At 68.0% G+C, this 23,862-nt stretch carries 26 protein-coding genes, 1 tRNA gene and 1 pseudogene; 13 read left to right on the forward strand and 15 right to left on the reverse strand.

All coding sequences use genetic code 11. The annotated features are described in order from the left end of the window. Nucleotides 1-616: 616 nt before the first annotated feature. Complete coding sequence (locus H2037_RS03765) at nucleotides 617-1,396, reverse strand: PhoH family protein (RefSeq protein ID WP_292117896.1); 780 nt, start codon at nucleotides 1,394-1,396, stop codon at nucleotides 617-619. 323 nt (nucleotides 1,397-1,719) lie between these two features. On the opposite strand from H2037_RS03765, the gene H2037_RS03770 reads away from it, so the two are divergent. Beyond that, nucleotides 1,720-2,247, forward strand: coding sequence for a gamma carbonic anhydrase family protein (locus H2037_RS03770; RefSeq protein ID WP_292117898.1), 528 nt, complete (start codon nucleotides 1,720-1,722; stop codon nucleotides 2,245-2,247). Between the two features lie 307 nt (nucleotides 2,248-2,554). Here the strand turns inward: H2037_RS03770 and H2037_RS03775 are convergent, their stop codons facing one another. The 4 genes from H2037_RS03775 to H2037_RS03790 form a co-directional block, all read right to left on the reverse strand. Beyond that, a complete protein-coding gene (locus H2037_RS03775) occupies nucleotides 2,555-3,490 on the reverse strand; it encodes a bifunctional riboflavin kinase/FAD synthetase (protein WP_292117900.1) in 936 nt (311 codons plus the stop codon). After that, complete coding sequence (locus H2037_RS03780; RefSeq protein ID WP_292117902.1) at nucleotides 3,490-3,951, reverse strand: MaoC family dehydratase; 462 nt, start codon at nucleotides 3,949-3,951, stop codon at nucleotides 3,490-3,492. The genes H2037_RS03775 and H2037_RS03780 overlap by 1 nt, the downstream gene beginning before the upstream one ends. A 39-nt stretch (nucleotides 3,952-3,990) precedes the next feature. After that, entirely contained in the window at nucleotides 3,991-4,860 is an 870-nt protein-coding gene (locus H2037_RS03785; protein WP_292117905.1) for a TIGR01459 family HAD-type hydrolase, read from the reverse strand. 304 nt (nucleotides 4,861-5,164) lie between these two features. Next, a complete protein-coding gene (locus H2037_RS03790; protein WP_292117909.1) occupies nucleotides 5,165-6,439 on the reverse strand; it encodes an EAL domain-containing protein in 1,275 nt (424 codons plus the stop codon). A gap of 108 nt (nucleotides 6,440-6,547) precedes the next feature. Here H2037_RS03790 and H2037_RS03795 point away from each other — a divergent pair, with 108 nt between their 5' ends. After that, nucleotides 6,548-7,318 (forward strand): SDR family oxidoreductase, encoded by a 771-nt coding sequence (locus H2037_RS03795; protein ID WP_292117912.1) that lies wholly within the window; start codon nucleotides 6,548-6,550, stop codon nucleotides 7,316-7,318. Continuing rightward, on the forward strand, nucleotides 7,308-8,258 hold the full coding sequence (locus H2037_RS03800; protein WP_292117915.1) for a lipid A biosynthesis acyltransferase: 951 nt from the start codon (nucleotides 7,308-7,310) through the stop codon (nucleotides 8,256-8,258). The genes H2037_RS03795 and H2037_RS03800 overlap by 11 nt, the downstream gene beginning before the upstream one ends. Here the strand turns inward: H2037_RS03800 and H2037_RS03805 are convergent. The 6 genes from H2037_RS03805 to H2037_RS03830 form a co-directional block, all read right to left on the reverse strand. Continuing rightward, nucleotides 8,201-8,710, reverse strand: coding sequence for a response regulator (locus H2037_RS03805; RefSeq protein ID WP_292117918.1), 510 nt, complete (start codon nucleotides 8,708-8,710; stop codon nucleotides 8,201-8,203). The two genes, H2037_RS03800 and H2037_RS03805, sit on opposite strands and share 58 nt — an antisense overlap. Before the next feature lie 69 nt (nucleotides 8,711-8,779). Then, nucleotides 8,780-9,667, reverse strand: a complete 888-nt coding sequence (locus tag H2037_RS03810) for a M23 family metallopeptidase (protein WP_365833015.1) — start codon at nucleotides 9,665-9,667, stop codon at nucleotides 8,780-8,782. Continuing rightward, a complete protein-coding gene (locus H2037_RS03815; RefSeq protein WP_292117921.1) occupies nucleotides 9,664-9,861 on the reverse strand; it encodes a DUF2093 domain-containing protein in 198 nt (65 codons plus the stop codon). Before H2037_RS03815 ends, H2037_RS03810 begins: the two co-directional genes overlap by 4 nt. A gap of 59 nt (nucleotides 9,862-9,920) precedes the next feature. Continuing rightward, nucleotides 9,921-11,189, reverse strand: coding sequence for a cation:proton antiporter (locus tag H2037_RS03820; protein WP_292117924.1), 1,269 nt, complete (start codon nucleotides 11,187-11,189; stop codon nucleotides 9,921-9,923). A 235-nt stretch (nucleotides 11,190-11,424) separates the two neighbouring features. Next, entirely contained in the window at nucleotides 11,425-12,876 is a 1,452-nt protein-coding gene (locus tag H2037_RS03825; RefSeq protein ID WP_292117927.1) for a hypothetical protein, read from the reverse strand. 15 nt (nucleotides 12,877-12,891) lie between these two features. Then, entirely contained in the window at nucleotides 12,892-14,391 is a 1,500-nt protein-coding gene (locus H2037_RS03830) for a tetratricopeptide repeat protein (protein ID WP_292117930.1), read from the reverse strand. A 248-nt stretch (nucleotides 14,392-14,639) separates the two neighbouring features. Between H2037_RS03830 and H2037_RS03835 the strand changes: the two genes are divergently transcribed. The 6 genes and pseudogenes from H2037_RS03835 (at nucleotide 14,640) to H2037_RS03860 (ending at nucleotide 18,722) form a co-directional block, all read left to right on the forward strand. Beyond that, nucleotides 14,640-15,137 carry a GAF domain-containing protein gene (locus H2037_RS03835; protein ID WP_292117931.1) on the forward strand — a complete coding sequence of 166 codons (498 nt, stop codon included), beginning with the start codon at nucleotides 14,640-14,642 and terminating at the stop codon, nucleotides 15,135-15,137. A 39-nt stretch (nucleotides 15,138-15,176) separates the two neighbouring features. Beyond that, nucleotides 15,177-15,854 (forward strand): SDR family NAD(P)-dependent oxidoreductase, encoded by a 678-nt coding sequence (locus H2037_RS03840; RefSeq protein WP_292118214.1) that lies wholly within the window; start codon nucleotides 15,177-15,179, stop codon nucleotides 15,852-15,854. Next, nucleotides 15,854-16,693, forward strand: coding sequence for a CoA ester lyase (locus H2037_RS03845; RefSeq protein WP_292117934.1), 840 nt, complete (start codon nucleotides 15,854-15,856; stop codon nucleotides 16,691-16,693). Before H2037_RS03840 ends, H2037_RS03845 begins: the two co-directional genes overlap by 1 nt. 75 nt (nucleotides 16,694-16,768) lie before the next feature. Beyond that, nucleotides 16,769-17,002: a hypothetical protein gene (locus H2037_RS03850; RefSeq protein ID WP_292117937.1), complete on the forward strand. Its 234-nt coding sequence runs from the start codon at nucleotides 16,769-16,771 to the stop codon at nucleotides 17,000-17,002. A 53-nt stretch (nucleotides 17,003-17,055) separates the two neighbouring features. Further along, nucleotides 17,056-18,368 (forward strand): annotated as a pseudogene (locus H2037_RS03855) (Hsp70 family protein). 66 nt (nucleotides 18,369-18,434) lie between these two features. Continuing rightward, entirely contained in the window at nucleotides 18,435-18,722 is a 288-nt protein-coding gene (locus tag H2037_RS03860) for a hypothetical protein (RefSeq protein ID WP_292117940.1), read from the forward strand. A gap of 28 nt (nucleotides 18,723-18,750) precedes the next feature. Here H2037_RS03860 and H2037_RS03865 read toward each other — a convergent pair. The 4 genes from H2037_RS03865 to H2037_RS03880 form a co-directional block, all read right to left on the reverse strand. Further along, nucleotides 18,751-18,826 (reverse strand) — tRNA-Ile (locus tag H2037_RS03865). A gap of 160 nt (nucleotides 18,827-18,986) precedes the next feature. After that, nucleotides 18,987-19,865: an alpha/beta hydrolase gene (locus H2037_RS03870; protein WP_292117943.1), complete on the reverse strand. Its 879-nt coding sequence runs from the start codon at nucleotides 19,863-19,865 to the stop codon at nucleotides 18,987-18,989. Nucleotides 19,866-19,917: 52 nt separating this feature from the next. Then, the gene (locus tag H2037_RS03875; protein WP_292117946.1) at nucleotides 19,918-20,391 is read right to left on the reverse strand and encodes an NUDIX domain-containing protein; all 474 of its coding nucleotides are present in this window, start codon (nucleotides 20,389-20,391) and stop codon (nucleotides 19,918-19,920) included. A 28-nt stretch (nucleotides 20,392-20,419) separates the two neighbouring features. Further along, nucleotides 20,420-21,232, reverse strand: a complete 813-nt coding sequence (locus H2037_RS03880) for a sulfotransferase (RefSeq protein WP_292117949.1) — start codon at nucleotides 21,230-21,232, stop codon at nucleotides 20,420-20,422. Between the two features lie 279 nt (nucleotides 21,233-21,511). Between H2037_RS03880 and H2037_RS03885 the strand changes: the two genes are divergently transcribed. The 4 genes from H2037_RS03885 (at nucleotide 21,512) to H2037_RS03900 (ending at nucleotide 23,860) form a co-directional block, all read left to right on the forward strand. After that, nucleotides 21,512-21,769, forward strand: a complete 258-nt coding sequence (locus H2037_RS03885; protein ID WP_292117953.1) for a hypothetical protein — start codon at nucleotides 21,512-21,514, stop codon at nucleotides 21,767-21,769. A 194-nt stretch (nucleotides 21,770-21,963) separates the two neighbouring features. Next, nucleotides 21,964-22,725 carry an SDR family oxidoreductase gene (locus H2037_RS03890; protein ID WP_292117956.1) on the forward strand — a complete coding sequence of 254 codons (762 nt, stop codon included), beginning with the start codon at nucleotides 21,964-21,966 and terminating at the stop codon, nucleotides 22,723-22,725. A gap of 22 nt (nucleotides 22,726-22,747) precedes the next feature. After that, entirely contained in the window at nucleotides 22,748-23,128 is a 381-nt protein-coding gene (folB, locus tag H2037_RS03895) for a dihydroneopterin aldolase (RefSeq protein ID WP_292118217.1), read from the forward strand. Between the two features lie 78 nt (nucleotides 23,129-23,206). Next, complete coding sequence (locus tag H2037_RS03900) at nucleotides 23,207-23,860, forward strand: hypothetical protein (RefSeq protein WP_292117959.1); 654 nt, start codon at nucleotides 23,207-23,209, stop codon at nucleotides 23,858-23,860. Nucleotides 23,861-23,862 lie beyond the last annotated feature (2 nt).

The raw sequence follows: 23,862 nt of genomic DNA on the forward strand, positions 1-23,862 counted from the left end.
TCCTGCCGAAACAGGCCCTTCGATCATGTTTGCGGGTGGCGCCCTCGACGCCTGGTTCTCCGACCGATGAGGTCGGCGACCCTTCCGCTCCCTGGATTGAGGCTCTTCGGCCTCTTACAGGAGGAGGTAAAGCATGGATTGAGAGCGTTCACAACACGAATTGGACACGATTGAACGGTGTTCGCCCGGCCTGACGGTTCACATCTTATTTCATAGGGGGCGGGGGTCTGGTCGCGGTGTCACTGGATCGGCGCGGCGTCTGCCCCGGCCGCGCTCGAGTTCCAAGGCCGTCGTGATCCGTTCGAGACCCTGTCGTGTGTCAGGAGCGACGCAATCTGCAGACCCGTCTCCTCCCCGCTTGGCGGGGAGGTGGCGCGGCGCGCCTTCGCGCCGTGACGGAGGGGTTCTAAACCGCATCCCAAATGCCCGTGGGACATCCAGAACCCCTCCACCACCGCGCGAATATGCGCGGCGGTCTCCTCCCCGCGAAGCGGGGAGGAGACGTACGACGACTGGTCTCCTCCCCACCTCGTGGAGAGGTGGCGCGGCGCTTCTTCAGCGTCGTGACGGAGGGGCTCTCAACCGCATCACAAACGCCCGGAGACAGGCGAGAGGTTCAGAGCACCCCGATCATCGAGGCCACCAGCGGGTGACGGACGATGTCGCGTTCGGCCAGACGCACCACGGCGATATCGTCGATCGCCTCCAGCCGCGCCGAGATGTCGGACAGGCCCGATATGCCCGGCAGCAGGTCGGACTGTTGCGGGTCGCCGGTGACCACCATGGTCGAATGCCAGCCCAGCCGGGTCAGCAGCATCTTCAGCTGGACGTAGGTGCAGTTCTGGGCCTCGTCGACGACGATGAAGGCGTTGTTCAGCGTGCGGCCGCGCATATAGCCGATCGGGGCGATCTCGATCAGGCCCTCGGCCATCAGGGCCTTGACCCGTTTCATCGACAGCCGGTCCGACAGGGCGTCGTACAGCGGGCGCAGATAGGGGGCCAGCTTGTCCTCCATGTCGCCGGGCAGGAAGCCGATCGACTCGCCGGCCTCGACGGCGGGACGGCTCAGGACGATGCGGCCGACCTTGCCGGCCTCCAGCGCCTCGACCGCCTTGGCGACGGCCAGATAGGTCTTGCCGGTGCCTGCCGGGCCCAGCGCCATGACCAGATTGTGCGCGTCGATAGCCGCCATCAGTTCGGTCTGGCCCTCCGACTTCGGCTTCAGCGTCTTGAGATAGCCCTGCTCGCGATCGTCGTTGTTGGGATAGGGCGACCAGCCCGACCGTTCGTTCTGAGGGGCGTGGAGCCGACGCACTTTCGACTCCTCGATGAATTCCCGCGAATCCAGAATTCCGTTCTCACGGGACTGACGCTTCATTGCCGCACGCTTGGTCATGGACGCCTCCAGGGCATGAAAAAAGGCGGACCCGCACGGGTTCCGCCTTGGATGGTCTTGGGGAGGAAGGGATCGTGGCCCGCGCCATGGCGACCGCCCGGATCGACAGCTGGGCCGTCCGCAACGGGATCAACCCGCCGCCGAACAACCGAACCAGGATCCCAACGCGCCAAGCGAAGCCCCGACAATTGACCGGATCGGGCTTGATCCGGCTTCGGATCCGGGGCCGAAATGGCGACCCACGAATCGCATCAACACTTAGATGCTATCGTGGTTAGAAATCGGTTAAAGCCCTCATTTTTGGAAGATTAGGCGGCGTTCTGATGACCATTTACGCACTGGGCGACAGCAGACCGCAGTTTCCGCCTGCCGGCGAATACTGGGTGGCGCCGAGCGCCTCGGTGATTGGAAACGTGATTCTGCATCCCAACGCCAGCATATGGTTCGGGGCTGTGCTGCGCGGCGACAACGAGCCGATCACCATCGGCCCCGACACCAACATCCAGGACGGCAGCGTCCTGCACACCGACATGGGCTCGCCCCTGACCCTGGGCCGGGGCGTCACCGTCGGCCACAAGGCCATGCTGCACGGCTGCGAGGTCGGGGACTACAGCCTGATCGGCATCGGAGCGGTGGTGCTGAACGGGGTAAAGATCGGCAAGAACTGCATCATCGGCGCCAACGCCCTGCTGACCGAGGGCAAGATCATTCCCGATAACAGTCTGGTGGTGGGCCAGCCGGGCAAGGTGGTGCGCGAACGCGACCCCGAACAGATCGCCGTGCTGCGGATGTCGGCCGAACACTATGTCCAGAACTGGAAACGGTTCGCGGCGGAGCTGCGGGCGGTTTGATCGTCCAGCCCTCCTAATTTCGACGACGAACGGCAGGCTTTTCAGAGGCTTGAATATTAATTCCGCCGTCAACCCGGCGCCCTGCGGGCCGGTGTTATGATCCGTCCCTGGTCTTTGACATCGCGATTGGACGGACTTGGGCTCGTTGGACTGTTTTTTTGGAGTCCAACTTCCCCCCGAAATTGCACTCTTTTGTACAGTGCAAATCGCCTCGAATATTTCCGTCAGTAAATACAATGGTTTGACTGGAAATTGCACAGATTGCACTGATTTTTCCGCTGTGCAATTCGGCCGGCGCGGTCCCTCGTTACCGGGCGCCCGCCAGCACGGCCCGCGCCGCCGCCGCGTCGGCCTCGATCTGGGCCTTCAGGGCGTCCAGCCCGTCGAAACGCTCTTCGCCGCGCAGCCAGGCCACCAATTCCGTCTCGACCGTCTGGCCGTACAGGTCGCCGTCGAAGTCGAACAGCCAGACCTCCAGCAACGGCGTCTCCAGCGCATACATGGGCCTAACGCCAAGGCTGGCCACGCCGTCGACGATCCGCCCGTCCGCCAGCCGGCTGCGCGTCGCATAGACGCCGTAGGCCGGGCGCATATAGTCGCCCAGGGCGATATTGGCGGTCGGCACGCCGATGGTGCGGCCGCGCTTGTCGCCGTGGATCACCTCGCCCCGGATGGCGAAGGGACGACCCAGAATGGCGGCGGCCCGCCTCATGTCGCCGGCCTTCAGGGCCTCGCGCACGGCGCTGGACGACAGTTTCAGCCCGTCGGCGTCATCCAGCCGCTCGGCCACCGACACGGTGAACCCCAGCCGCTCGCCATAGGTCTTCAGCGCCTCGGGCGACCCCGAACGCCCCTTGCCGAAGGTGAAGTCGAAACCGACCGCCGCGTGGCGAACGCCCAGGCCGTCGGACAGGACGCGTTCCGCGAACTCGGCGTCGGTCATGCCGGCCATCTCGCCGTCGAAGGGCAGCAGATACAGGATGTCCACGCCCAGAGGCTCCAGGGCTTCGGCCATCTGCTCCGCCGTCATCAGACGAAACGGCGCGGCGTCCCGCTGGAACCAGCGGCGCGGGTGGGGATCGAAACTGACGACACCCAGGGGCGCGCCCAGCCGTTCGGCGGCGTCCCGGGCGCCGGCGATGACCGCCTGGTGCCCCCGGTGCACGCCGTCGAAGGCGCCGACCGCGACCGCCGCGCCTTTCAGCGCGTCGGACAGGCCGCGCCAGTCGCGGACGACCTGCATCAGCGTTGGGAGGGTTTGCGCCGGCGGGGCACGCGGACGACCGCGATCCCGTCCATGATCATGACTTCGTTGACGAAGCCTTCGCAGCTCAGCTTGACCCGCGCGCTTTCGGGCTCGACCTCGACCACGGTGATCAGGATGCGGACGACGTCGTCGATCCGCACCGGCTGATGGAAGGCCAGGGTCTGGGAGATATAGATCGACCCCGCCCCCGGCAGCATGGTGCCGACGACTGCGGACCCGAACGAGGCGCTGAGCAGGCCATGGGCGATGCGGCCGCGATAGGCGGTCTTTGAGGCATAGGCCTCGTCCAGATGCACCGGATTGAAATCGTCCGAAGCCTCGGCGAACAGGCGAATCCGGTCCTCCGTTGCGACGACGATCTTCTCTGCGGCCATGCCGACGTGAAGTTCGTCCAGGATGTAGCCACCGGACGGATGTTGCTGAACCAATTCGACCATGGATCAGGCTTTAGCTGCGGTGCGACAAAATGGCGAGCCTTACCAGGCCAGTTCGAGCGCGGCGTATCGCGCATATGTTGTTTCAGCCTTCAGCAGGTCTCCGGCCCGGACCGGATCCAGCGCCCCGTCGGCGTCCTTGGCCTGATCCCCATGGATTCCCTGGGCGATGAACAGGCAGTCCAGGGCCTGGGCGTTGGCGCCCATGACGTCGGTGACGACCCCGTCGCCGATGCACAGGACGCGCGACCGGTCGACCGGACGACCCATCAGGGCTTCGGCCTCCTTGATCGCCAGATCATAGATCGGCGCATAGGGCTTGCCCGCCATGACCACGCGTCCGCCAAGGGATTCGTAGAGGTCGGCCAGGGCCCCGCCGCAGTAGATCAGCTTGTCGCCCCGCTGAACCACCCGGTCGGGGTTGGCGCAGATCAGCTCCAGGTCTCGCGAGGCGGCGATCGACAGCCGGTCGCGATAATCCTCGGGTGTCTCGACCTCGTCATCGACCAGTCCGGTGACCGAGACGAAGGCGGCCTCGGCGGCGTTGCTTGCGACGTCCAGGTTCAGCCCGGCGTACAGCGGCGCGTCGCGCTCCGGCCCCAGCAACAAGGCCGGCCCCGGCGCCCGCTTGGCCAGTTCGGCGCGGGTGGCGTCGCCCGAGGTGACGAAGGCCTTCCACGCTTCGCGCGGCACGCCCAGTCCGTCCAGCTGGGCGATCACGTCCGAGGCCGGCCGCGGCGAGTTGGAGATCAGCACCACATGCCCGCCCTCGCGGTTGAACCGCATCAGCGCCTCGCACGGCGCCGCCCAGCTCTCGCGCCCGTTATGGATCACCCCCCAGACGTCGCAGAGCAGAACATCATAATCGCCGGCGACGGCGCCGAGGTGGGGCAGGGCATGGGGGAGGGTCATGGGGGCTGAGTAGCGGGTCGAGGTCTCGAACGAAAGTCTCCTCCCGGCGATGCGGTTTAGAACCCCTCCGTCACGGCGCTAAAGAAGCGCCGCGCCACCTCCCCATGAATGGGGAGGAGACAGATCCCGCCGCCCACCGTCTCCTCCCCGCTTCGCGGGGAGGGGGACCGCCGCGCCTCTTCGCGCGGGGGTGGAGGGGCTCTGGACGTCGCACAGCCGCTTGTGATGCGGTGAAGAACCCCACCGTCACGTCGCCGAAGAGGCGTCTCGCCCCTTCCCCGCAGAGCGGGGAAGAGACCGCGCGTCAGCTGAACCGGCGCCGCTGCTCGGCGCTGCGCAGGGTCGAGCGCAGGAAGTCCGCCGGCGGGTCGGTTTCGGCCAGCACCTGTTCCTTGATGGCGCGGGGTTCGCCGAACAGATGGCCCTGGCCCATGGCGACATCCAGCTCGAGTATGTCGACGATCTGGCGTTCGGCCTCGACCTTCTCGGCGATGACCTCGACCCCGTAGCGGCGGGTCAGGGCGGCGAAGTCGGCGGCCTGGATGTCGGGCATGGAGCGCAGCGGCGCCCCGCCGTCCAGATCCAGCAGTTGTTCGATCAGCAGGTCGGCCGACACCTTGATGAACTTGACGTCCGCGCGTTGCAGGTCGGCGAAATCGAGGTCCAGCGTCTGGACCTTGTCCAGCGAGAAGCGGAAGCCCAGGTCGGCCAGCTTGGCCATGTTGCGCGCCTCGATGGCGCCCCGCGCGTCGAAATTGGCCTGGCCCAGTTCGAAGATCAGCGCCTGGTTCAGGTCGCGGTTCTCGCTGAGGAAATCCAGGAAGCGCGGGAAGAAGGTCTCGTCGCCCAGCGAGGTCAGGGCCACATTGCAGAAGACCCCCACCTTGCGGTCCTGCCGCGCCAGCCGCCGCACGATCTGGGCGCAGCGGAACAGCAGCAGATTGTCGATGGCCGGCACCAGCCCCTCGCCCTCGGCCAGCGACAGATACTCCGCCGGCATCATGACCCGGTCGGTCGAATCCCGCAGACGGGTGAAGCTTTCGTAGAAGATGGTCCGGCGCTGCGGCAGGGAGACGACGGGCTGCAGATACAGATCGACCCGGCCCTCGCTCAGCGCCTCGTGGATCGTGCGCAGCAGGACGTTCGACTGGGCCTGGCGACGCCCTTCCAGGGTTTCGACGCCGATGCTCGGCGCGCTCGCCAGCCGGTGGTCGATGCTTTCGCTCATCTGCTGGACCAGGGTCTCCAGCATCCGCACCTCGCCGGTCAGGGCGTCGGTGTCCGACAGGGCGCCGCTCTCGATGGCGTGGGCCAGCTCCGTCAGGGCGCCCTGCGTCGACTCCATCGCATCGGCCAGCAGCCGGTGCGCCTCGCGGACCTGATCGATCTCTTTCTTCAGCGCGCGACGGGCCGCGACGCCGGTGACGATGCCGTGGAAGGCTCCGAGCAGACCCATGGCCCCCAGAGCGCCCGCCACGCCCGCGCCGGCGCCCAGGCCCGCGCGCCACAGGAAGGCGCCCACGGTCATGCCGAGGAACAGATAGGCGAAATACAGAAAGCCCGTGGTCAGGTTACGCATCGGCTGGCGGTGGCCACTCCCGGATGGAATCGCCTGAGTATCAGGCTATCAATGTCGTTCGGCTAGAGCCGGGGAACAAATAACCCGGCGGAACTCAAGGGAAACGCAATGGAACTGTTCGATCTGACCGGCAAGGTCGCCATCATCACCGGCTCGTCGCGCGGCATAGGCAAGGCGATCGCCGAGCGGTTGGCCGAACATGGGGCCAAGGTGGTCATCTCTTCGCGCAAGGCCGGCCCGTGCGACGAGGTCGCCGCCGAGATCAACAACCGGTACGGCGAGGGCCGCGCCATCGCGGTTCCGGCCAATATCGCCTCGAAGGAGGACCTCCAGCGGCTGGTGGACGAAACCAACGCCGCCTTCGGCCGGATCGACATCCTGGTCTGCAACGCCGCGACCAATCCCTATGCCGGGCCGATGGGCGGGATCGCCGACGATCAGTTCGAAAAGATCCTTCAGAACAACGTCATCTCCAACCACTGGCTGATCCAGATGGTCGCGCCCCAGATGGTGGAGCGCAAGGACGGCGCCATCCTGGTGATCTCGTCCATCGGCGGCCTGCGCGGCAACGCCCTGATCGGCGCCTACAACATCTCCAAGGCCGCCGACATGCAGCTGGTGCGGAACCTGGCGGTCGAATGGGGACCGTCGAACGTGCGGGTCAACTGTATCGCCCCGGGCCTGGTCCAGACCGACTTCGCCAAATATCTGTGGGAGAATCCCGAGCTGCTGAAGACGGTGACGGAGCCCGCGCCGCTGAAAAGGATCGGCCAGCCGGATGAAATCGCCGGCACGGCGGTCTATCTGTGCAGCCCCGCTTCGGCCTATGTCACGGGGCAGACCCTTGTGGTGGACGGTGGATTGACGATTGCCTGGTAAGCAGACCGACGTAAGACAGGATCTGATCTGGCGCCTGGAGGCTTTCGGCTTCCAGGCGCTGTTTGGTTTCCTGCGTTTCCTGGGCGTCGAGCGGGCCTCGGGCCTGGGCGGTTGGCTGCTGCGGACCCTGGGTCCCAAGACGGGCACCCAGAAGACGGTGATGCGCAATCTGCGGATCGCCTTCCCGGACATGTCCGACGCGGAACGCGAGGCTTTGGCGCTGGAGCAGTGGGACCGCACCGGCCGCACCTTCGCCGAACTGGCGGTCATGGACCGGCTGACGCCCGAGGGGGGACGGGTCGAGGTGGTCGGGATGGAGCGGCTGCACGCCCTGCGCGACAGCGGCAAGGCGGCGGTGTTGATCTCGGGCCATCTGGCCAACTTCGAAGTAATGGCGGCGGTGATCATGGCCTCGGGCCTGCCGTGCCAGGTGACCTATCGGGCGGCCAACAATCCCTATGTCGACGCGCTGATCCGCCAGAGCCGCGAACGCTACGGCATCCGTCTGTTCGCGCCCAAGGGCGACGGGACGCGCGAGCTGATGGCCGGGATGAAGCGGGGGGATTCCATCGCCCTGCTGGTCGACCAGAAATACAATCAGGGGCCGGAGGTCGAGTTCTTCGGCCAGCCGGTCAACGCCTCGCCCGGCGCCGCGCGGCTGGCGATGAAGTTCGGCGCGGTGATCCAGCCCCTGTCGGTGGTGCGCCTGCCCGGCGTGCGGTTCCGGGTGACGGCGCACGAGCCGATCACCGTCCCCCAGACCGAAGACAAGACCGCCGACCTGCTGGCGGGAATCCAGGCCGTGAACCGCTTCGTCGAGGATCGGGTGCGCGAGGTTCCCGAAGACTGGTTCTGGGTCCACAGGCGGTGGCCCGACAAGGTCTATGCCGCGCTGAACGACCGTTTGGCGTCGATGGCGCGTCGGAACGGACCGGCGTAGTCCACCGTGTCGCGGCGGCGGCGGCACGGACCGCAATAGGTCTCGGTCTTCACGAAGGGCCGCGGCCGCAGAATGACCGCCGTGACCCGGTCCAATATGGCCTTGGCGGTGATCGGCTTGACCAGGAATTCGGTGACCCCGGCGTCCCGGGCGGCGCAGATGCGGCTCTTCTCCGCGTGGCCGGTCATCATGATGATGGGCAGATAGATGTTGGCGCTGTCGGGGCTGTTGCGGACCAGCCGGGTGAACTCGACGCCGTCCATCGGGAACATATTATAGTCGATGAGGGCCAGATCGATGGGCCTCCGTCGCAGGATTTCGAACGCCTCCGCGCCGTCGGCCGCCTCGTTCACTTCGCGGATGTCGGCGGCATGGAGCACGGCGGCGGCGATGGCGCGCATATGCTGGTTGTCGTCGACCAGAAGGACGTTGAGCGACTGAAGAGGTGACATCGGGGCCCCCGCCGAGCGATTCAGCAGGCTTAGGGACATGTCCGTACGTCAGCAAGCTTTGCCTTGAAATCAGGCCAGGCGTTGGGGCGTATGGGCGCCGACCAGCAGCGAGGGATCCAGATTGCGGTCCCGCCATTTCAGGCGCCAGCACAGGTGCGGGCCGGTGGCGCGGCCGGTCATGCCGACCCGGCCCAGGGGCTCGCCGCGACGGACGGTCCGGCCGGGCGCAACGTCCAGCCGCGACTGGTGCAGATAGGCGCTGATCAGGCCCTGGCCATGATCGATCAGGGTCAGGCCGCCTTCGAAATGCATGTCCGGCCGAGCGAAGACGACGCGGCCGTCCGCCGGGGCGCGGATCACCGTCCCGGCGGGAGCGGCCAGGTCGACGCCATAGTGGGGACGGGCCGGCGTGCCGTTCAGGATCCGCTGGGCGCCCCACTGGCTGGAGATGCGATAGGTCTCCAGCGGCCAGACGAAGCCGTCGCGGAAATCCTCTGTGTCGGCCCGACTGGCGAAGGCTTCGGTCTTCAGGGCGACCTCGCGCTGGATGCGGGCAAGCAGATCGGGATCGCTCGGTTCGACGGTCGCGGGCGGCAGGCCATCGACGCGGGTCGAGGGGAATTGGTGGGCGGCGATATCGAGACGCCGCCGGGTCGAACGGCCGCCCAGCCGAGCCTCGATCTCGACGCTGGAGGCGGCGTCCCGGTCGAAGCCGATGACGAACAGACCGTCCGCCGAAGCGGTCGTCAGGGCCTCGCCCTCGACGAAGATCAGGGCGCGGGGCGCGGTTCGGCCGAAGGCGTATCCGCCCTGACGCCAGGCGCCGTTGAGCGCCAGATCGACCGATCCGCCGCGTGCGCCAGCGGATTGGGCGGGGGGCTGGGCGGCCCAGAGCCTGGGCGCCGTCGCCAGGGTCGCCCCGACGCCGAGCAACAGAGCGCGGCGGGCGGGGATCACCCCTCCTTCATCCGGGCGATGAATTCGATCGGGCTGAAATAGGCCTCCTGCCGGGTCGGGCTCCAGTAGCGAAGCACCTCCAACGGAATAGGCCTGTCCGTGACGGCGCAGCGGACGAACCGCCCCGGCTTCAGCACGGCGAATTCGCCGTCGCCGTAATGAAGGGAAGCCTGTGCCGAAGTCGTTGCGTCCATGAGGCCAGTTAACGACGATCGGCTGTTCAGGCCAAGAGGGAGTTTGAAACGCGAGGAATTCAGGCCGTCGCCGGATTGGGGCCGGCCATGTCGGCCTCGTGATCGATCTTCGCCTGTCGGGCTTCGGGCGAGCCGGCGGCCGGCGGCCGGGGCCTGCCCCCCATCCGGTCGGTGAACAGGAAGACGAAGGGGTTCAGCGAGATCGACAGCAGGGCGGCCGCCAGGATCAGGTCGTGGGTCTCGCGGCTCATGGCCCCCAGGCTGACGCCAAGGGCGGCCAGGATGAAGGAGAACTCGCCGATCTGGGCCAGTGAGGCGGCGACCGTCAGGCCGGTGGCCCGATCCAGCCTGAAGGCGCGGGCGATGACCAGGGCGGCCAGCGACTTGCCGACGATGACGATGGCCAGCACGCCCAGCACGGCCCAGGGCTGACGCGCCAGGATCATCGGATCGAACAACATGCCGACCGAGACGAAGAACAGGACGGCGAAGGCGTCGCGAAGCGGCAGGGACCGCTCGGCCGCATTATGCCCCAGCGGCGAGGCGTTCATCACCAGACCGGCCAGGAAGGCCCCCAGGGCGAAGGAATGGAACAGGAAATAGGCCAGCCAGGCTATGCCCAGGGCGATGGCCAGGACCCCCAGGGTGAAGAGCTCCCGCGACCGGGTATGGGCGATGCGGATCAGCAGCCAGGGGATCAGGCGGCCGCCGACGACCAGCATGCCGGCGACGAACAGGGCGACCTTCATCAGGGTCCAGCCGATATTCATGCCCAGGGCGCCGACATCGGCCTGGCTGCCGGCCGGGACGATGATCATGGGCAGCATGACCAGGGCGATGACGATCACCATGTCCTCGACGATCAGCCAGCCCACGGCGATACGCCCGACCTCGCCCTTGACCTGTTTGCGTTCCTCGAGCGCGCGCAGAAGCACGACGGTGGAGGCGACCGACAGGGCGAACCCCATCAGCAGGGCCTCGATGTCGCCGAGACCGAGCACCAGCCGCCCCAGGCCCCAGCCCAGCACGGTGGCGACGGCGATCTGCAGCAGGGCGCCGGGCACGGCGACCCTGCGCACCTGCATCAGGTCCCGGGGCGAGAAATGCAGTCCGACCCCGAACATCAGCAGGATCACGCCGATCTCGGCCAACTGCGGCGCCAGTTCGGTGTCGGCGACAAAGCCCGCCGTATAGGGGCCGACCGCGACGCCGGCGACCAGGTAGCCGACCAGAGGCGACAGCTTCAGGCGATTGGCCAACATGCCGAACACGAAGGCGAGGACGAAGCCTCCGACCAGGGTGAGTATCAGGCTGTCGGCATGCGCCATCGAGGCTCCTGTCGCGGGCGAAGGGTCGGTTTCGGGATTGTTTTCAGATGGGTCGGAGCGATGGGTTCGACAAGATGACGCAGTGTCGCGTTCAGAGCCCCTCCACCCCCGCCAAGCGGGGAGGAGACGTGCGGCGGGAACCTGTCTCCTCCCCACAGCGTGGGGAGGTGGCGCGGCGCTTCTTCAGCGCCGTGACGGAGGGGCTCTCAACTGCATCGCCACAGCCGGCCGTCGCCTAGTTGAACCAGCCGCCCCCACGGTTCCAGCGGTCGTCGCCGAAATAGCGGTTGTCGGACACGTAGCGGCCGTCCCGGTCGTACCAGCCATAGCCCTGGCGGTAGCGGTCATAGCCGTCCAGGGCATAGCCGTAGTCGAAATAGGGACCGTCCTCGGCCTGCCACCAGTCGCGGGGATAGGGGCTGTACTGGCAGTCGTACGAACGGCTTCCGCCCTCGTACAGACCGTAGCGACCGCGATAGCGATGTTCGAAGCGCGGGCGGCAGAGGTCTTGCGACCAGACGCGGTTGTCGCGGGCGTCGATGATGGCCCGTTCCTCCTCGTAGATGGCGCTGCGGACCCCGGCGAAGCTGTTGCCGGTGACCACGGCCCGGCCCGAGGCCGCGGCGACGCCGATCTGGTTCACCCGGACGCGGTTCTGATCGAACAGCAGCTCGCCGTTGTAGAGAACCGCCCCCTTGTCGCCCTTGCAGATCTTGCTCTTGGACACCGAGACCGAGGCGCCCTCGATCGCCACGCCTTCGACATAGCCGCAGATCTTGGCGTTGGTGATGGCGACCTGGCCATAGTCGCGCGAGGCGCGGACGATCACCCCGATGGCGCGCGGGCCGAAATTGTTCGGCTGTTCCGAACCGATCAGTGTCACCGAGGACAGGGTGGAGGGGCCGCCCGCGCCCGGCGTCAGTTCGACGCCCGTCTGGGCTCCGGTGATGACGGTCTCGTACAGGGTGGCGACGGCGCCGTCGGCGACCACTGCGGCCGATACGGTGCGGGCGTCGATCAGGACGTCGCGCAGGTCCAGCAGGCCGCCGTCGGCGTAGATGGCCGCCTCGTCGCCCGCATGGCGGAAGCCGACGCGGCTCATGATCAGTTCGGCGTTGTAGCCGACCACGCAGGCCGCGTCGCCGCCGCGCGGCGAGGCGAAGACCAGGTCGCGAACCTCGACCCGCACCCCCTGGGCCACGGTCAGACAGGGCAGGCCGTCCGGCGCCTGCAGCGTCGGCGTCGCGGCGTCCCAGCGGCGCGGATCGAAACCGCTGTCGCCGATGATGGTCATCGGCTTGTCGATGTTCAGCCAGCCGACGCAGGCGCCGCCCCTGGCCCGGATGATCAGGGTTCCGCCCGGCCGCACCCGCTGCACCGCGCTCTCGATCGCGCCGGAACCGGGATTGCCCCCGCAATCGACCAGGACGACCTCTTCCTGCACCGGCGGGCGGGGCAGGGGGCGCCAGGCGGGGCCGCGATACCGGCCGTAGTCATAGCGGCGATTGGCGCGCGGACGGCTGCGGGTCGGCGGGTCCAGCAGGACGCCGAAGTTGGGCCGGGTCTGGGCCTCGACCTTGGCCGCGACCTGGGCCTGGGCCGTCTCGGGCGCGGCGGTGAGGGCGAAGGCCGCCAGCAGCATCGGGGCGGCGAGGAGCGAGACTTTCGCGAGCGAGCGGATATTCATGCGACAGACCCTCCCTTAACGGCGCTGCTGTTGTGCGCGGGACACCTGAGCCAGCAGGGCCTGCAGGCGCGAGGCCGAGGGGCCGAAGCCCGACAGCGCGGATTCGATGCGATAGGCGACGGCGTCCGCCTTGTCCTGGTCGGCCACCCCGGCGACGCCCAGGGCGAAATAGGTCGACATGGCGAACTTGGCCTCGGGGCTGCCCTGGCGGGCCGCCTCGCTGAACCATTTGAACGAGCGAGCGTAGTCGGCGGGCAGGCCGATGCCCTCGGCGTACATGACCGCCAGCACCAACTGGGCCTCGGACGAGCCGTTGACCGCCGCCAGCTGTATCGCGCGCACCCGTTCGACGGCCGACAGCCGGCTTTCGGTCGCATGGCCGATCATGGCCTCGAACGCCTCGATCTGTTGTTTCGACAGCTGTTCGGGCGTCGTGGCGACCTCTTGGGTCACGCCGAGATAACGCAGGGCGCGGCCGACATGGAGGAAGGGCAGCTCGCCCTGCATCCGCGACAGGGCGTATTCATAGGCGTCGCCGCGCGGCCGGCTCTCGTCCGAGAAGGGCACGCCCGAGGCCGGCGCCTCCAGCGGATAGAATTCGAACGGCGGGGTCCACTGCCGCGCCTTGGCCTCGACGAATCCGGCGTACTGGGCGCGGCCCGGCGACGAGCGTTCGAAGTCCTTCATCAGCACATAGGCGCCGACGTCGCCGGTCTGAACCGCCAGATAGTTGTAGAGATAGGCGTCGACGTCGTTGCGCTGGAACAGGTTCACCGCCGCCCAGTAGCCGCCGCGCCGGCGCTTCTGGCCCAGCGCCTGCCCCTCGGGGGCGCGACCGATGGCTTCGCGGGCTTCGCGATTGTCCTCGGGCTCGCCGAACGGGCCGTACAGGCCGTCGTGCAGCCGGGCCAGGGTGCGATAGCCCTCGGCGTCCTGGGTCGACAGGATATAGATGACCCGGTCGCGCACCGCCTCCTGCTCCTCGCGGCTCATGCGCGCCAGCTGGCGGTCGAGGACCTGATAGGCGCGATGACGCTCGAAAGCGCGGCAGTCGTCGTATTTGGACAGGGGGCGCAGGCCGCCGCCGAAGGCCCCGGCGCGGCGTTCGACGCCGTTGACCGGGGCGTAGCCCTCGTCATTGGCCAGGGCCATGGCGTACCAGACCGAGCTCTCGATCGGGTCCTCTATATTCTTGTCCGTGGCGCGCGCGGCGCTGTAGCGCGAGCCGAGTTCGAGCTGGGCGAAGACGTCGCCCCGGAAGGCGGCGCGGCGCAGGTAGCGCAGGCCGGTCTCCTGGGCGTTGAACTCCGAGCCCGTGACCGAGGCCGGCCGGGGGCAGGACAGGGCGGCGTCGTTCTGGCCGCGGCGCCAGAAGGCCGGGCGGCCGTCGCCACAGCTGGCCAGGACCAGAAGCGCGATCAAGAGCACCAGAACGGCCAGGGCGCCGCCCGCCAGAGGCATGCGATGCCGCTGGAGCCGGGACGGACCGCGATCGCCGTTGTCGTAATCCCCCATGGGTCCCCGCCGCTCCTGATCCCTGTTTCGACCCACGACACAGGACGGCGCGCGAGCGCCGGCAGGTCGAAGATTCCAACATGGTTAACGATGTTTTGCGACAAAGCGGCGCCGCAGCAAGCCCCAAATTTCCGTGTTTCGAACCTTGTTGTGTGATTTCCGGTGTTTAGAATTTCGTGGTCAAGCTCGAACCCTCGCGCGGAGCGTGGACGCGTCCTATATCGGCCTCCGAATCGAAGGAGCCGCCCATGTCCTACCTCGCCCGCGACGACCGTCCCGCTGACAAGACGCAACGCTATGCCGAGGTCGAGGCCGAGGTTTTGGCCGTGCTGGATGGGGAGCCGAATATGACGGCGCGAATGGCCACGGTCGCCTCGATGCTGGCCGACGCTTTCGACCATTTCTTCTGGACCGGCTTCTATGTGGTGGCGCCGGACAAGGCGGACGAACTGGTGGTCGGGCCTTATCAGGGCACGCTGGGCTGTCTGAGGATCGCCTTCGGCCGTGGGGTGTGCGGAACGGCGGCGGCGACGCGGCAGACCCAGGTGGTCGAGGACGTCCACGCCTTCCCCGGCCATATCGCCTGCGACAGCCGGTCGGAAAGCGAGATCGTGGTGCCGGTGCTGGACGCCTCTGGCGAACTGATCGCCGTGTTCGACGTGGACGCCACGACCCGGGCCGCCTTTGACGGGGTTGACCAGGCGGGACTGGAAAGCCTTCTGGCCAAGGTCTTCGCCGCCCGTTGATCCGGGGCTAGGGTCCAGGAGGGCGAAAGGGAGATGAGGATGACGGAACGGGTGATCGCGATCACGGGCGGGCACGGGGTGCTGGGCCGGGCGGTGCTGGAGGCGGCGCTGGGGGCGGGGCTGACGGTCGCCGTCATCGACCACGCCCAGGGCCATGCGGCGCCGGACGGGGTGCTGGAGCTCGGCGGGATCGACCTTACGGACGCCGACCAGGCCCAGGCCGCTTTCGCCGCCGTCATCGGCCGGTTCGGGCGGCTGGACGCCCTGCTGAACATCGCCGGCGGCTTCGTCTGGCAGACGGTGGACGACGCGGCCCCGGCCTGGAGCCGGATGCAGGCGCTGAACCTGGCCACCGCCGTCAACGCCAGCCGCGCCGCCCTGCCTTACCTGAAGGCCTCGCCCGAGGGCCGGATCGTCAATATCGGCTCGGCCGCCGTCCTGAAGCCCGGCGCCGGCATGGGGCCGTATGGCGCGGCCAAGCTGGGCGTCCACGCCCTGACCCAGGCCCTGGCGGAAGAGCTGAAGACGACCTCGGTGACGGTCAACGCCGTCCTGCCCTCGATCATCGACACCCCGGCCAATCGCCAGGACATGCCCGACGCCGATCCGGCGGCCTGGGTCGCCCCCGCCGATCTTGCGGCGGTGATCCTGTTCCTGGCCTCGCCGGAGAGCCGGGCCGTGACCGGCGCCCTGGTGCCCGTCACCGGCCGGGTCTGATGCGGCGCGACCCGGTTCGCAGCGTCCTCTATCTGCCCGCGTCGAACGCCCGGGCGATCGACAAGGCGCGGACGCTGGACTGCGACGTGGCCATTCTGGATCTGGAGGACGCCGTCGCGCCCGAGGCCAAGATCGAGGCCCGCGCCGCGGCCGTCGAGGCGGTTCGGGCGGGCGGTTTCGGTCCCCGGCTGGGGGTGCGGATCAACGCCCTGGACACTGAATGGGGCGAGGACGACCTGGACGCCCTGGCCCAGGCCGGCGCCCGCCTGATCGTCGCGCCCAAGGTCGAGACGCCCGAGACGGTCCACGCCCTGTCTGCCGGCGCGCCGGACGCGGCCTTGTGGGCCATGATCGAGACGCCGCGCGCCATGATCGACCTGGGCCGGATCGCCCAGGCGGGCGGGGGGCTGGATGGACTTATGCTGGGCGTCAACGACCTGGCCAAGGGTCTGGGCACGGGGGCGTCGCCCGACCGGGAGCCGTTCAAGCCCTGGCTGGCCGCTCTGGTCGCCGCGTCGCGGGCGCATGGACTGCTGGCTATCGACGGGGTGTTCAACCGGATCGACGACGCGGAGGGGCTGGCGGCCGAGGCGGCCCAGGGGCGGCTCTACGGCTTCGACGGCAAGAGCCTGATCCACCCGTCCCAGATCGCCGCCGCCAACGCCGCCTTCTCGCCGACCGAGGCCGAGATCGCCCAGGCCCGCGCGATCATCTCCGCCTTCGCCGCGCCCGAGGCCGAGGGGCGGGGCGCGATCCGGGTCGGCGGCGCCATGGTCGAACGTCTGCATCTCGCCGAGGCCGAGGCCCTGCTGGCGCGCCACGCGCACGCGGTTCGCTGATCGACGGACGCCCATCCACAGGTCTTGCCGTCGTTAAGCATCCTGACCGGTTGCGGTGTTCGCCCAGAAGGCGAATTGAAACGGCCTGAAGCTGATCGGGACGTCGAGATGGACGACCATGAGATGGAGGCGCCGCGCCGCGCGCTGTGGCGGATGCTCGGCTGGGGCGGGGCGCTGGTTTTCTCCCTACTTGTCTGGACGGCCCTGTTCGGCCTGGTCCGAGACCACGGTGACCGCGAGCGCCGCTGCGCCGAAGGGCTGGACGTCGCCGCGACCGCGACCCAATGCTCCCCGCACGACCAAGGCTAGTTCCCTATTCCCCGAGGACACGTTAGGAAGCCCGCCCTTCCAGGAGCCGGGTCATGACCACGCCACAGCCGCTGACGATCGGCATCGACTTCGGCACGACCAATTCCGTCGTCGCCATGGCGGATCCGGCCACCGGCGCCGTCCTGGTTCAGTTCGCGGTCGAGGGGGGCGAGAGCTCGACCTTCCGCTCGGCCCTGAGCTTCCAGTTCCACGCCGCCGAGGGCGACGGCCGGCCCGAACGGATCGTCGAGGCCGGCCCCTGGGCCATCGAGGCCTATGTCGACGATCCGCACGACACGCGCTTCATCCAGTCGTTCAAGACCTTCGCCGCCAGCGCCGCCTTCACCGAGACCCGTATCCACGACCGCCGCTATACGTTCGAGGATCTGCTGTCCGCCTTCCTGCTGAAGCTGCGCCACCACGCGGGCGGGGCCATGGCCGACCTGCCGCCGCGCGTCATCGTCGGCCGGCCCGTGACCTTCGCCGGCGGCCGCCCCGACGAGGCCCTGGCCCTGTCGCGCTACGAGACCGCCTTCAAACGGCTGGGGTTCGAGGACGTCCGCTACGCCTATGAACCGGTCGGCGCCGCCTTCTATTTCGCCCGGACGCTGACACAGGACGCCACCGTCCTGGTCGCCGACTTCGGCGGAGGCACCAGCGACTTTTCGATCATCCGTTTCGAACAGACGCCCGACGGGCTGAAGTCCACCCCCCTGGCCCGATCCGGCGTCGGCGTGGCCGGCGACGCCTTCGACTATCGGATCATCGACAATCTGGTGTCGCCCGAACTGGGCAAGGGCAGTTTCTACAAGAGCCTGGGCAAGACCCTGCCGGCGCCCCAGCGCTATTATTCCGCCTTCGCCCGCTGGGACCAGCTGGCCCTGCTGCGAGCCTCGCGCGACATGCGCGACATCCGGGGCCTGGCCACGACCTCGCTGGAGCCCGAGAAGATCGAGCGGCTGATCGAGGTGCTGGACGACAATCACGGCCACGCCCTGTACCGCGCCGTCTCGACGCTGAAACAGGATCTGTCGCGCGCCGAGACGGCCGATTTCTCCTTCGTCGCCGGCGGCGTGCGGATCGAGGCGCCGGTCACGCGCGCGCAGTTCGAAGACTGGATCGCCCCGGAACTGACCGCCATCGAGACCGCCCTGGATGAGGCGCTCCAACTGTCGGGCCTGCCGCTGGAGGGGATCGACCGCGTCTTCCTGACCGGCGGCACCTCCCTGACCCCCGCGTGCGCGCCCTGTTCCACCGACGCTTCGGCGCGGCGCGCATCGAGACCGGCGGCGAGTTCGAATCCATCGCCGCGGGCCTGGCCCTGATCGGGCTCCAACCGGACGTGGAGCGCTGGACCGAAGGCTGAGACGCGCCTCCGCATCGGAACATCGTCGGCGCCCAGGTCTTATTCCAGAAACCACGGGAGAGACCGATGACCGACCGCAATCGCGAGCAAGAGGCCGAGGACGCCCTGCCTCCGGGCGTCGCCCGAGGCCGATCGCTGAACACCCCGCCGGAAGAGCTGCAACTGCGCGCCGGCGGCATCGGGCCGGGCGGTCAGATCGGACCGGACCCCAAAACCCGCCGCCTCCAGGAAGGTCCGTCCTTCAGCCGCGAGCCCGAAGGCGACCTCCCCCAAGGCCCCCTCAGCGCCGACCCCAAGACGCCGGTCCCGACGACGCAAAAGGACGAAGACGTCGACGACCTGGATCAGGGGTGAGGCCGGCGACGAAGCTTGTCTGGGGAAGTGGTAGGCCCGGAGGGACTCGAACCCCCAACCAGACCGTTATGAGCGGTCGGCTCTAACCATTGAGCTACAGGCCCCCGATGCCTGCGCGCGGTGCGCGGCGCGGCGGGAGGAACCGCCTAGCAGGGGTTGGAGCGGCTTGCCAAGGGCCTCCGCGGCGACTTGGGCGGATAGCAACGGCGCAGCCGGACGCCAGGACTGTAGAGACGCGTAATGTCCGGGCGGAGGGGCGTCGCGCTATGACGCCCTTTCCGAGATGAACCGGGCGGCGTGTTCGCCCTCGGCATCGCCGACGGCGCCGAAGCCGCGGTTGATGGTCATGTGGCTGTCGTCGGGAGCGGCGACGACCTGGGCGCTGCCGCCGGCGCGGGTCAGGGCTTCGGCCAGGGCGCGGCTTTGGACGGCGGAGTCCTGGCGTCGGGCGACGTGGAAGATCAGGAAGGGCGGATAGGCGACGCCGGCCCGGACACGCAGGGTCGGGGACAGGGCGGCCGCCTGGTCGCCGAAGGCCTGGTGGTAGGTCCGGCCTAGCCACTGATCGATGCGGCCGTCGCCGCGCGGGGCGGTGGCGTCATAGCCGGCGCCGTCCAGAAGGATGACGCCCGCCAGGTCGGAGGGCGTCAGGCCGACCGCGCCCAGATAGTCGGGATCGATCCCAACCAGGGCGGCCAGGTGGGCGCCGGCCGAATGGCCCAGCAGCCAGACGGGCCGGCCCGGCAGACGGCGTTTCAGGTCCGCCACGGCGGCGGCGACGTCCAGGGCCGACTCGCGGGCGGTGACCGCCGGCGCCAGGCGATAGCTGGTCGAGGCCAGGGTCAGGCCGTGGCGCTGGGCATAGGCGGGCAGTTCGCTGACCATCGCCCGCTCGCCACGCGACCAGCCGCCGCCGTGGACGAACATCAGGATCGGCCCGGTTCCACGGTCCGCATAGACGTCATAGGCCTGGAGCGGATCGGGGCCGAAAGACCAGGTGTGGGCGGGGGCGACGGAGCTGCGGCCGGAGTCTTTTCTCCGTCGCGCGAGACGGCGCTGGGCCAGGGCGGGGGTCGATAGGGCGGCGAGCGTCGTGGCCGCAAGGATCGGGCCAAGCAGGGCGGCGCGGCGGGAGACGGGCATGGGAGGTCCTTTCGTTCGTCCCAAAATAACGCCGTCCTGCGGGCGATCCGTCTCACCAATTTGTATCGGTTTGTACCTTGTCGAAGATCTCGGCCAGGCGGGCGCGCGTGCCGCGGTTCACGTCCGCGGGCAGGACGGCGGGGTGGAACCAGCCGATCTCGGCGATCTCGCCCTCGCTGGACCGCTCGCCCAGGTCGAAGGCGTCGATGCGGAAGACCAGCACATGATCGCCCGGGAAGAAGCGCTCGTTGGAATGGATCGAGATCAGGCGCGGCGGGGCGCGGGCGATCAGGCCGGCCTCTTCCTTCAGTTCACGCACCACGGCGTCCTGTGTGGTCTCGCCCTTGTCCACGCCGCCGCCGGGCAGCCACCAGCCGGCGAGGTAGGTGTGTTTGACCAGCAGCACCCGCCCGCCCGCATCGACGGCGACGCCGCGCACCCCCAGGGTCTTGCCGCGCGTCAGCCGCGACCAGACGAAGAAGAGGGGACGGGTGAAGGGTTCGATGTGGGTGCGCCAGGTGCTCATGCCGCAACCATGGCATGACGGATCACCGCTAGGTCAAGGACCGCGCCGCCGCGCCACGGTTGCGCATTACATACAGGGTCATGTCGCGCAGGCGGGGCAGGCGTTCCTTCAGGCGACGGCGTAGGGACAGGGTTTCGGCGTTGACGCTGGGGGACAGGTCGGGCTCGACCCCGTCCAGGAGCCGCATCCAGTCGCGGTCGGGCTCGTAACCTTGGGCGATCAGTTCGGCGCCGAGGTCGCCGTGACGACGCAACTGGCCCTGGAGCCGGGGCAGATGGCGGCGCCAGGCGCCCAGGCTGGACGGACAGACGGGACGGATCTGGCGCATGGCCGGGGCCCATTCGGCGTTCGGCCGCTCCACGGCGAGGTGATAGTCCGAGAAGTGACGGATCGGCCGCAGCCAGGGCATGACGGTCATCAGCTCGGTCTGGACCACGTCGGGCTCGGTCACCAGTCGGCGATAGTCAACCACATGAAAGCGCGGATGGTTTCGGGCGCGGGCGGCGGCGCGGGCGGCGCGGCGCCAGACCCGCAGATTGGTGAAATAGCGGCCGGGGTAGTCGGCATGCTCGCTGGTGATCACTTCTCGCGGATCGCGGGCCAGATAGACGACGTCCAGTCGGGGATCCAGTTTCAGGATATCGACCGCCGCCTCGACCTCGCCCGGGCATTTGGTGCAGACCAGGCGGCGGTCGCGCGGGACAGGCCGACGAAGCCGCTGTTCCGCCTCGACCGGCCCGTCGATGTCGAAACAGGTCAGGATCATGACGTGGAGCAGGGTGGTGCCGCTGCGGGGCGCGCCGGTGATGTGCAGGCGTCTCGGGCGGGGGGCGTCGTGCATTCTGGTCCTCTTGAAAGCGAGGCGCCAGTGAAGCCGAGCATTGCGGGCGTCGTGGGGTGATCGGGTATCGGTGGTGTTTCAGTCCGGGGGCGGATGTTTCGCGCGTGAGATGACTGCGCTAAGCACGCCGTAGACTAGTTTATAACGGTCAACTCGTCTGTAGCTGACAAAGGGCAATTAAGAATCCACCTGTACGTGTTATGAAAGAAATTCTAGATTGAACCGCTGGGGCGCCTGTGCATATTAGGGTTTATGTCCTCGATGATAAGGAATTCAATTATGGGTATCGAAAAGTACATCGGTGCAACTGTTTTGTCATCGATGGCCATTATGGCATCGGGACCGGCAGCGGCGATGCCGGCTTACTGGGACGAGTATGAATATTATTCTGATGATTCAATGACTGAGATAGTTGGAATGTACGGAAAGACGTGCAACGGCAACGATTACGGTTCGGGTCAGGTTACTGCATACAGAATTCAAACCATGCACTACTGGTGCAATAATATCAAAGGTCCTGATTTCCCTCCATTTTAAATATTTTTAGTCAAATTTTACCTTTTTATTCGGTCGTGGCGAACCCGCATGAGTGCGTGGAGTGGCCGCTTGAACCCCGCCGCCACTCGCTCTAATCCTGAAGGTCAACAGGAGCATAAACATGCTGGCGCTCGGCATCATCTTCGGCTTCATCGCCGTCATCGCCCTCATGAACCTGGTCGAGTTCGGCCGGGTTGACTGATCAGGGCCCCAGCGCCGTGCGGGGGGTCGCCCTGGTCACGGGCGGGGCGAGGCGGATCGGGCGGGCCATTTGTCTGGCCCTGGCCAAGGCCGGTTATGACGTGGCCGTGCACCATCATGCGTCGGGCGAGGACGCCCGGACTTTGGCGGACGAGATCGCGGCCCTGGGGCGGCGGTCCTGCCTGTTGCAGGCGGATCTGACGGATGAGACCCGGGTGCGCGCCCTGGTTCCCGCGGCGGCCGAGGCCCTGGGGCCGGTGACGGTGCTGGTCAACAACGCCTCGGTGTTCGAGGACGACCGGGTCGGCGGCCTGAGCCGCGAAAGTTGGGACACCCATCTGGAGACCAATCTGCGGGCGCCTCTGGTGCTGGCCGAGGCCTTCGCCGCCCAGACGGCGCAGGGCGTGATCATCAATCTGCTGGATCAGAAGGTGCTGAAGCCCGATCCGCGCTTCTTCTCCTACAGCCTGTCGCGCAACGGTCTGTGGTGGGCGACCCAGACCCTGGCCCAGGCCCTGGCGCCGGGGATCCGCGTCAATGGGGTGGGGCCGGGGCCGACCCTGCCGTCGATCCACCAGACCCCCGAAGAATTCGCCGCCGAGGCGCGCGGCACCCTGTTGCAGACGCCGGGCAGCCCGGATGCGGTGGCCGAGGCGGTGCTGTGGCTCATTGACGCGCGGATGGTCACGGGCCAGATGATCGCCGTCGACGGGGGCCAGCATCTGGCCTGGCGCACCCCCGACATCCAGGAGTAGTCGCGTGGTCCAGTCGTCTTCGGTGTCGCCGTTTCCGGCGGACGAGCCGCTGCGTTTCGAGCGTCTGAGCGTCTTCGTGCGCGGGCTGGAGGTCGAGGCCGGGATCGGGGTCTATGACCACGAGCAGGGGCGGCTGCAGCGGCTGGTCATCGACGTGACCCTGGAGCTGGAGCCCCGGCCGATCGAACGGCTGGGCGACACCATCAATTATGAGACGGTGGCCAATGCGGCGCGCGCCATCGCCGCCGACGGGCATGTGGGCCTGGTGGAGACCTTCGCCGAACGGTTGGCGCGCGCCTGTCTGGAGGACGGGCGGGTGATGCGGGCGACGGTGCGGATCGAAAAGCCCGGCGCGCTTCAGGCCGTGATCGCGCCGGGATGCGAGATCGTGCTGGGGCGGTAGTTGCGTCGAAACCGTCCGGCGGCCATTGTCGTTAATGATCCAGCCGCTTCGGCTGTGCGAGAGAAGCGTTCTTCATCCATGGCCGAACCCGGCGATCCGAAAGGCCCCGAGGCCGATTCCGACCACGATCACGACGCCCATATCGGCTTCGTCTCGCCGGCGTCGCTGGCCGGTCGTTCGCGGCCGCCCGAACCGAAGCCCCAGCCGAAGCCTGAGTCTGGCGAGACGACCCCCGTAGCGCGCGAGCCCGATCTGTTCGATCCGCCGGAGCCCGCGCCCCTGTCCCAACCCGGTCCGTTCGATCGGACCGAACCGGTTGCGCCCGCGCGGACGCCTGCGGGGAGGCGAGAAGCGGTCGCCTCGGTCGGCGCCGAGCGAGAGACCGTCACGCGCGTGGAGCCTCCGGTCGCGCCGATGAGCCTGTACGCCGTCTATGTGCTGATCCTGCTCGCGGTGCCGACCCTGGGTCTGTCGGCCCTGCTGGCCCTGCTGGCGGTGACCGGACGCGACGGGCCGGACGAGCCCCTGGCCGCCAGCCATTTCGTCTATCAGCAACGGACCCTGTGGAGCGCCGCGGTGGCGGCGGGGTTGGGCGGCCTGCTGGTGATCGTCAATATCGGCGTCTTCGTCCTGTTCCTGCTGGCCCTGTGGACCCTGGCGCGCGGCGTCTTCGGCGTCCTGCGGCTGAAGGCGGGGCGAGCGATTGGCAATCCGCGCAGCTGGCTGTTCTGAGA

The sequence above is a fragment of the Brevundimonas sp. genome (assembly GCF_013912065.1).
Classification (GTDB): domain Bacteria; phylum Pseudomonadota; class Alphaproteobacteria; order Caulobacterales; family Caulobacteraceae; genus Brevundimonas.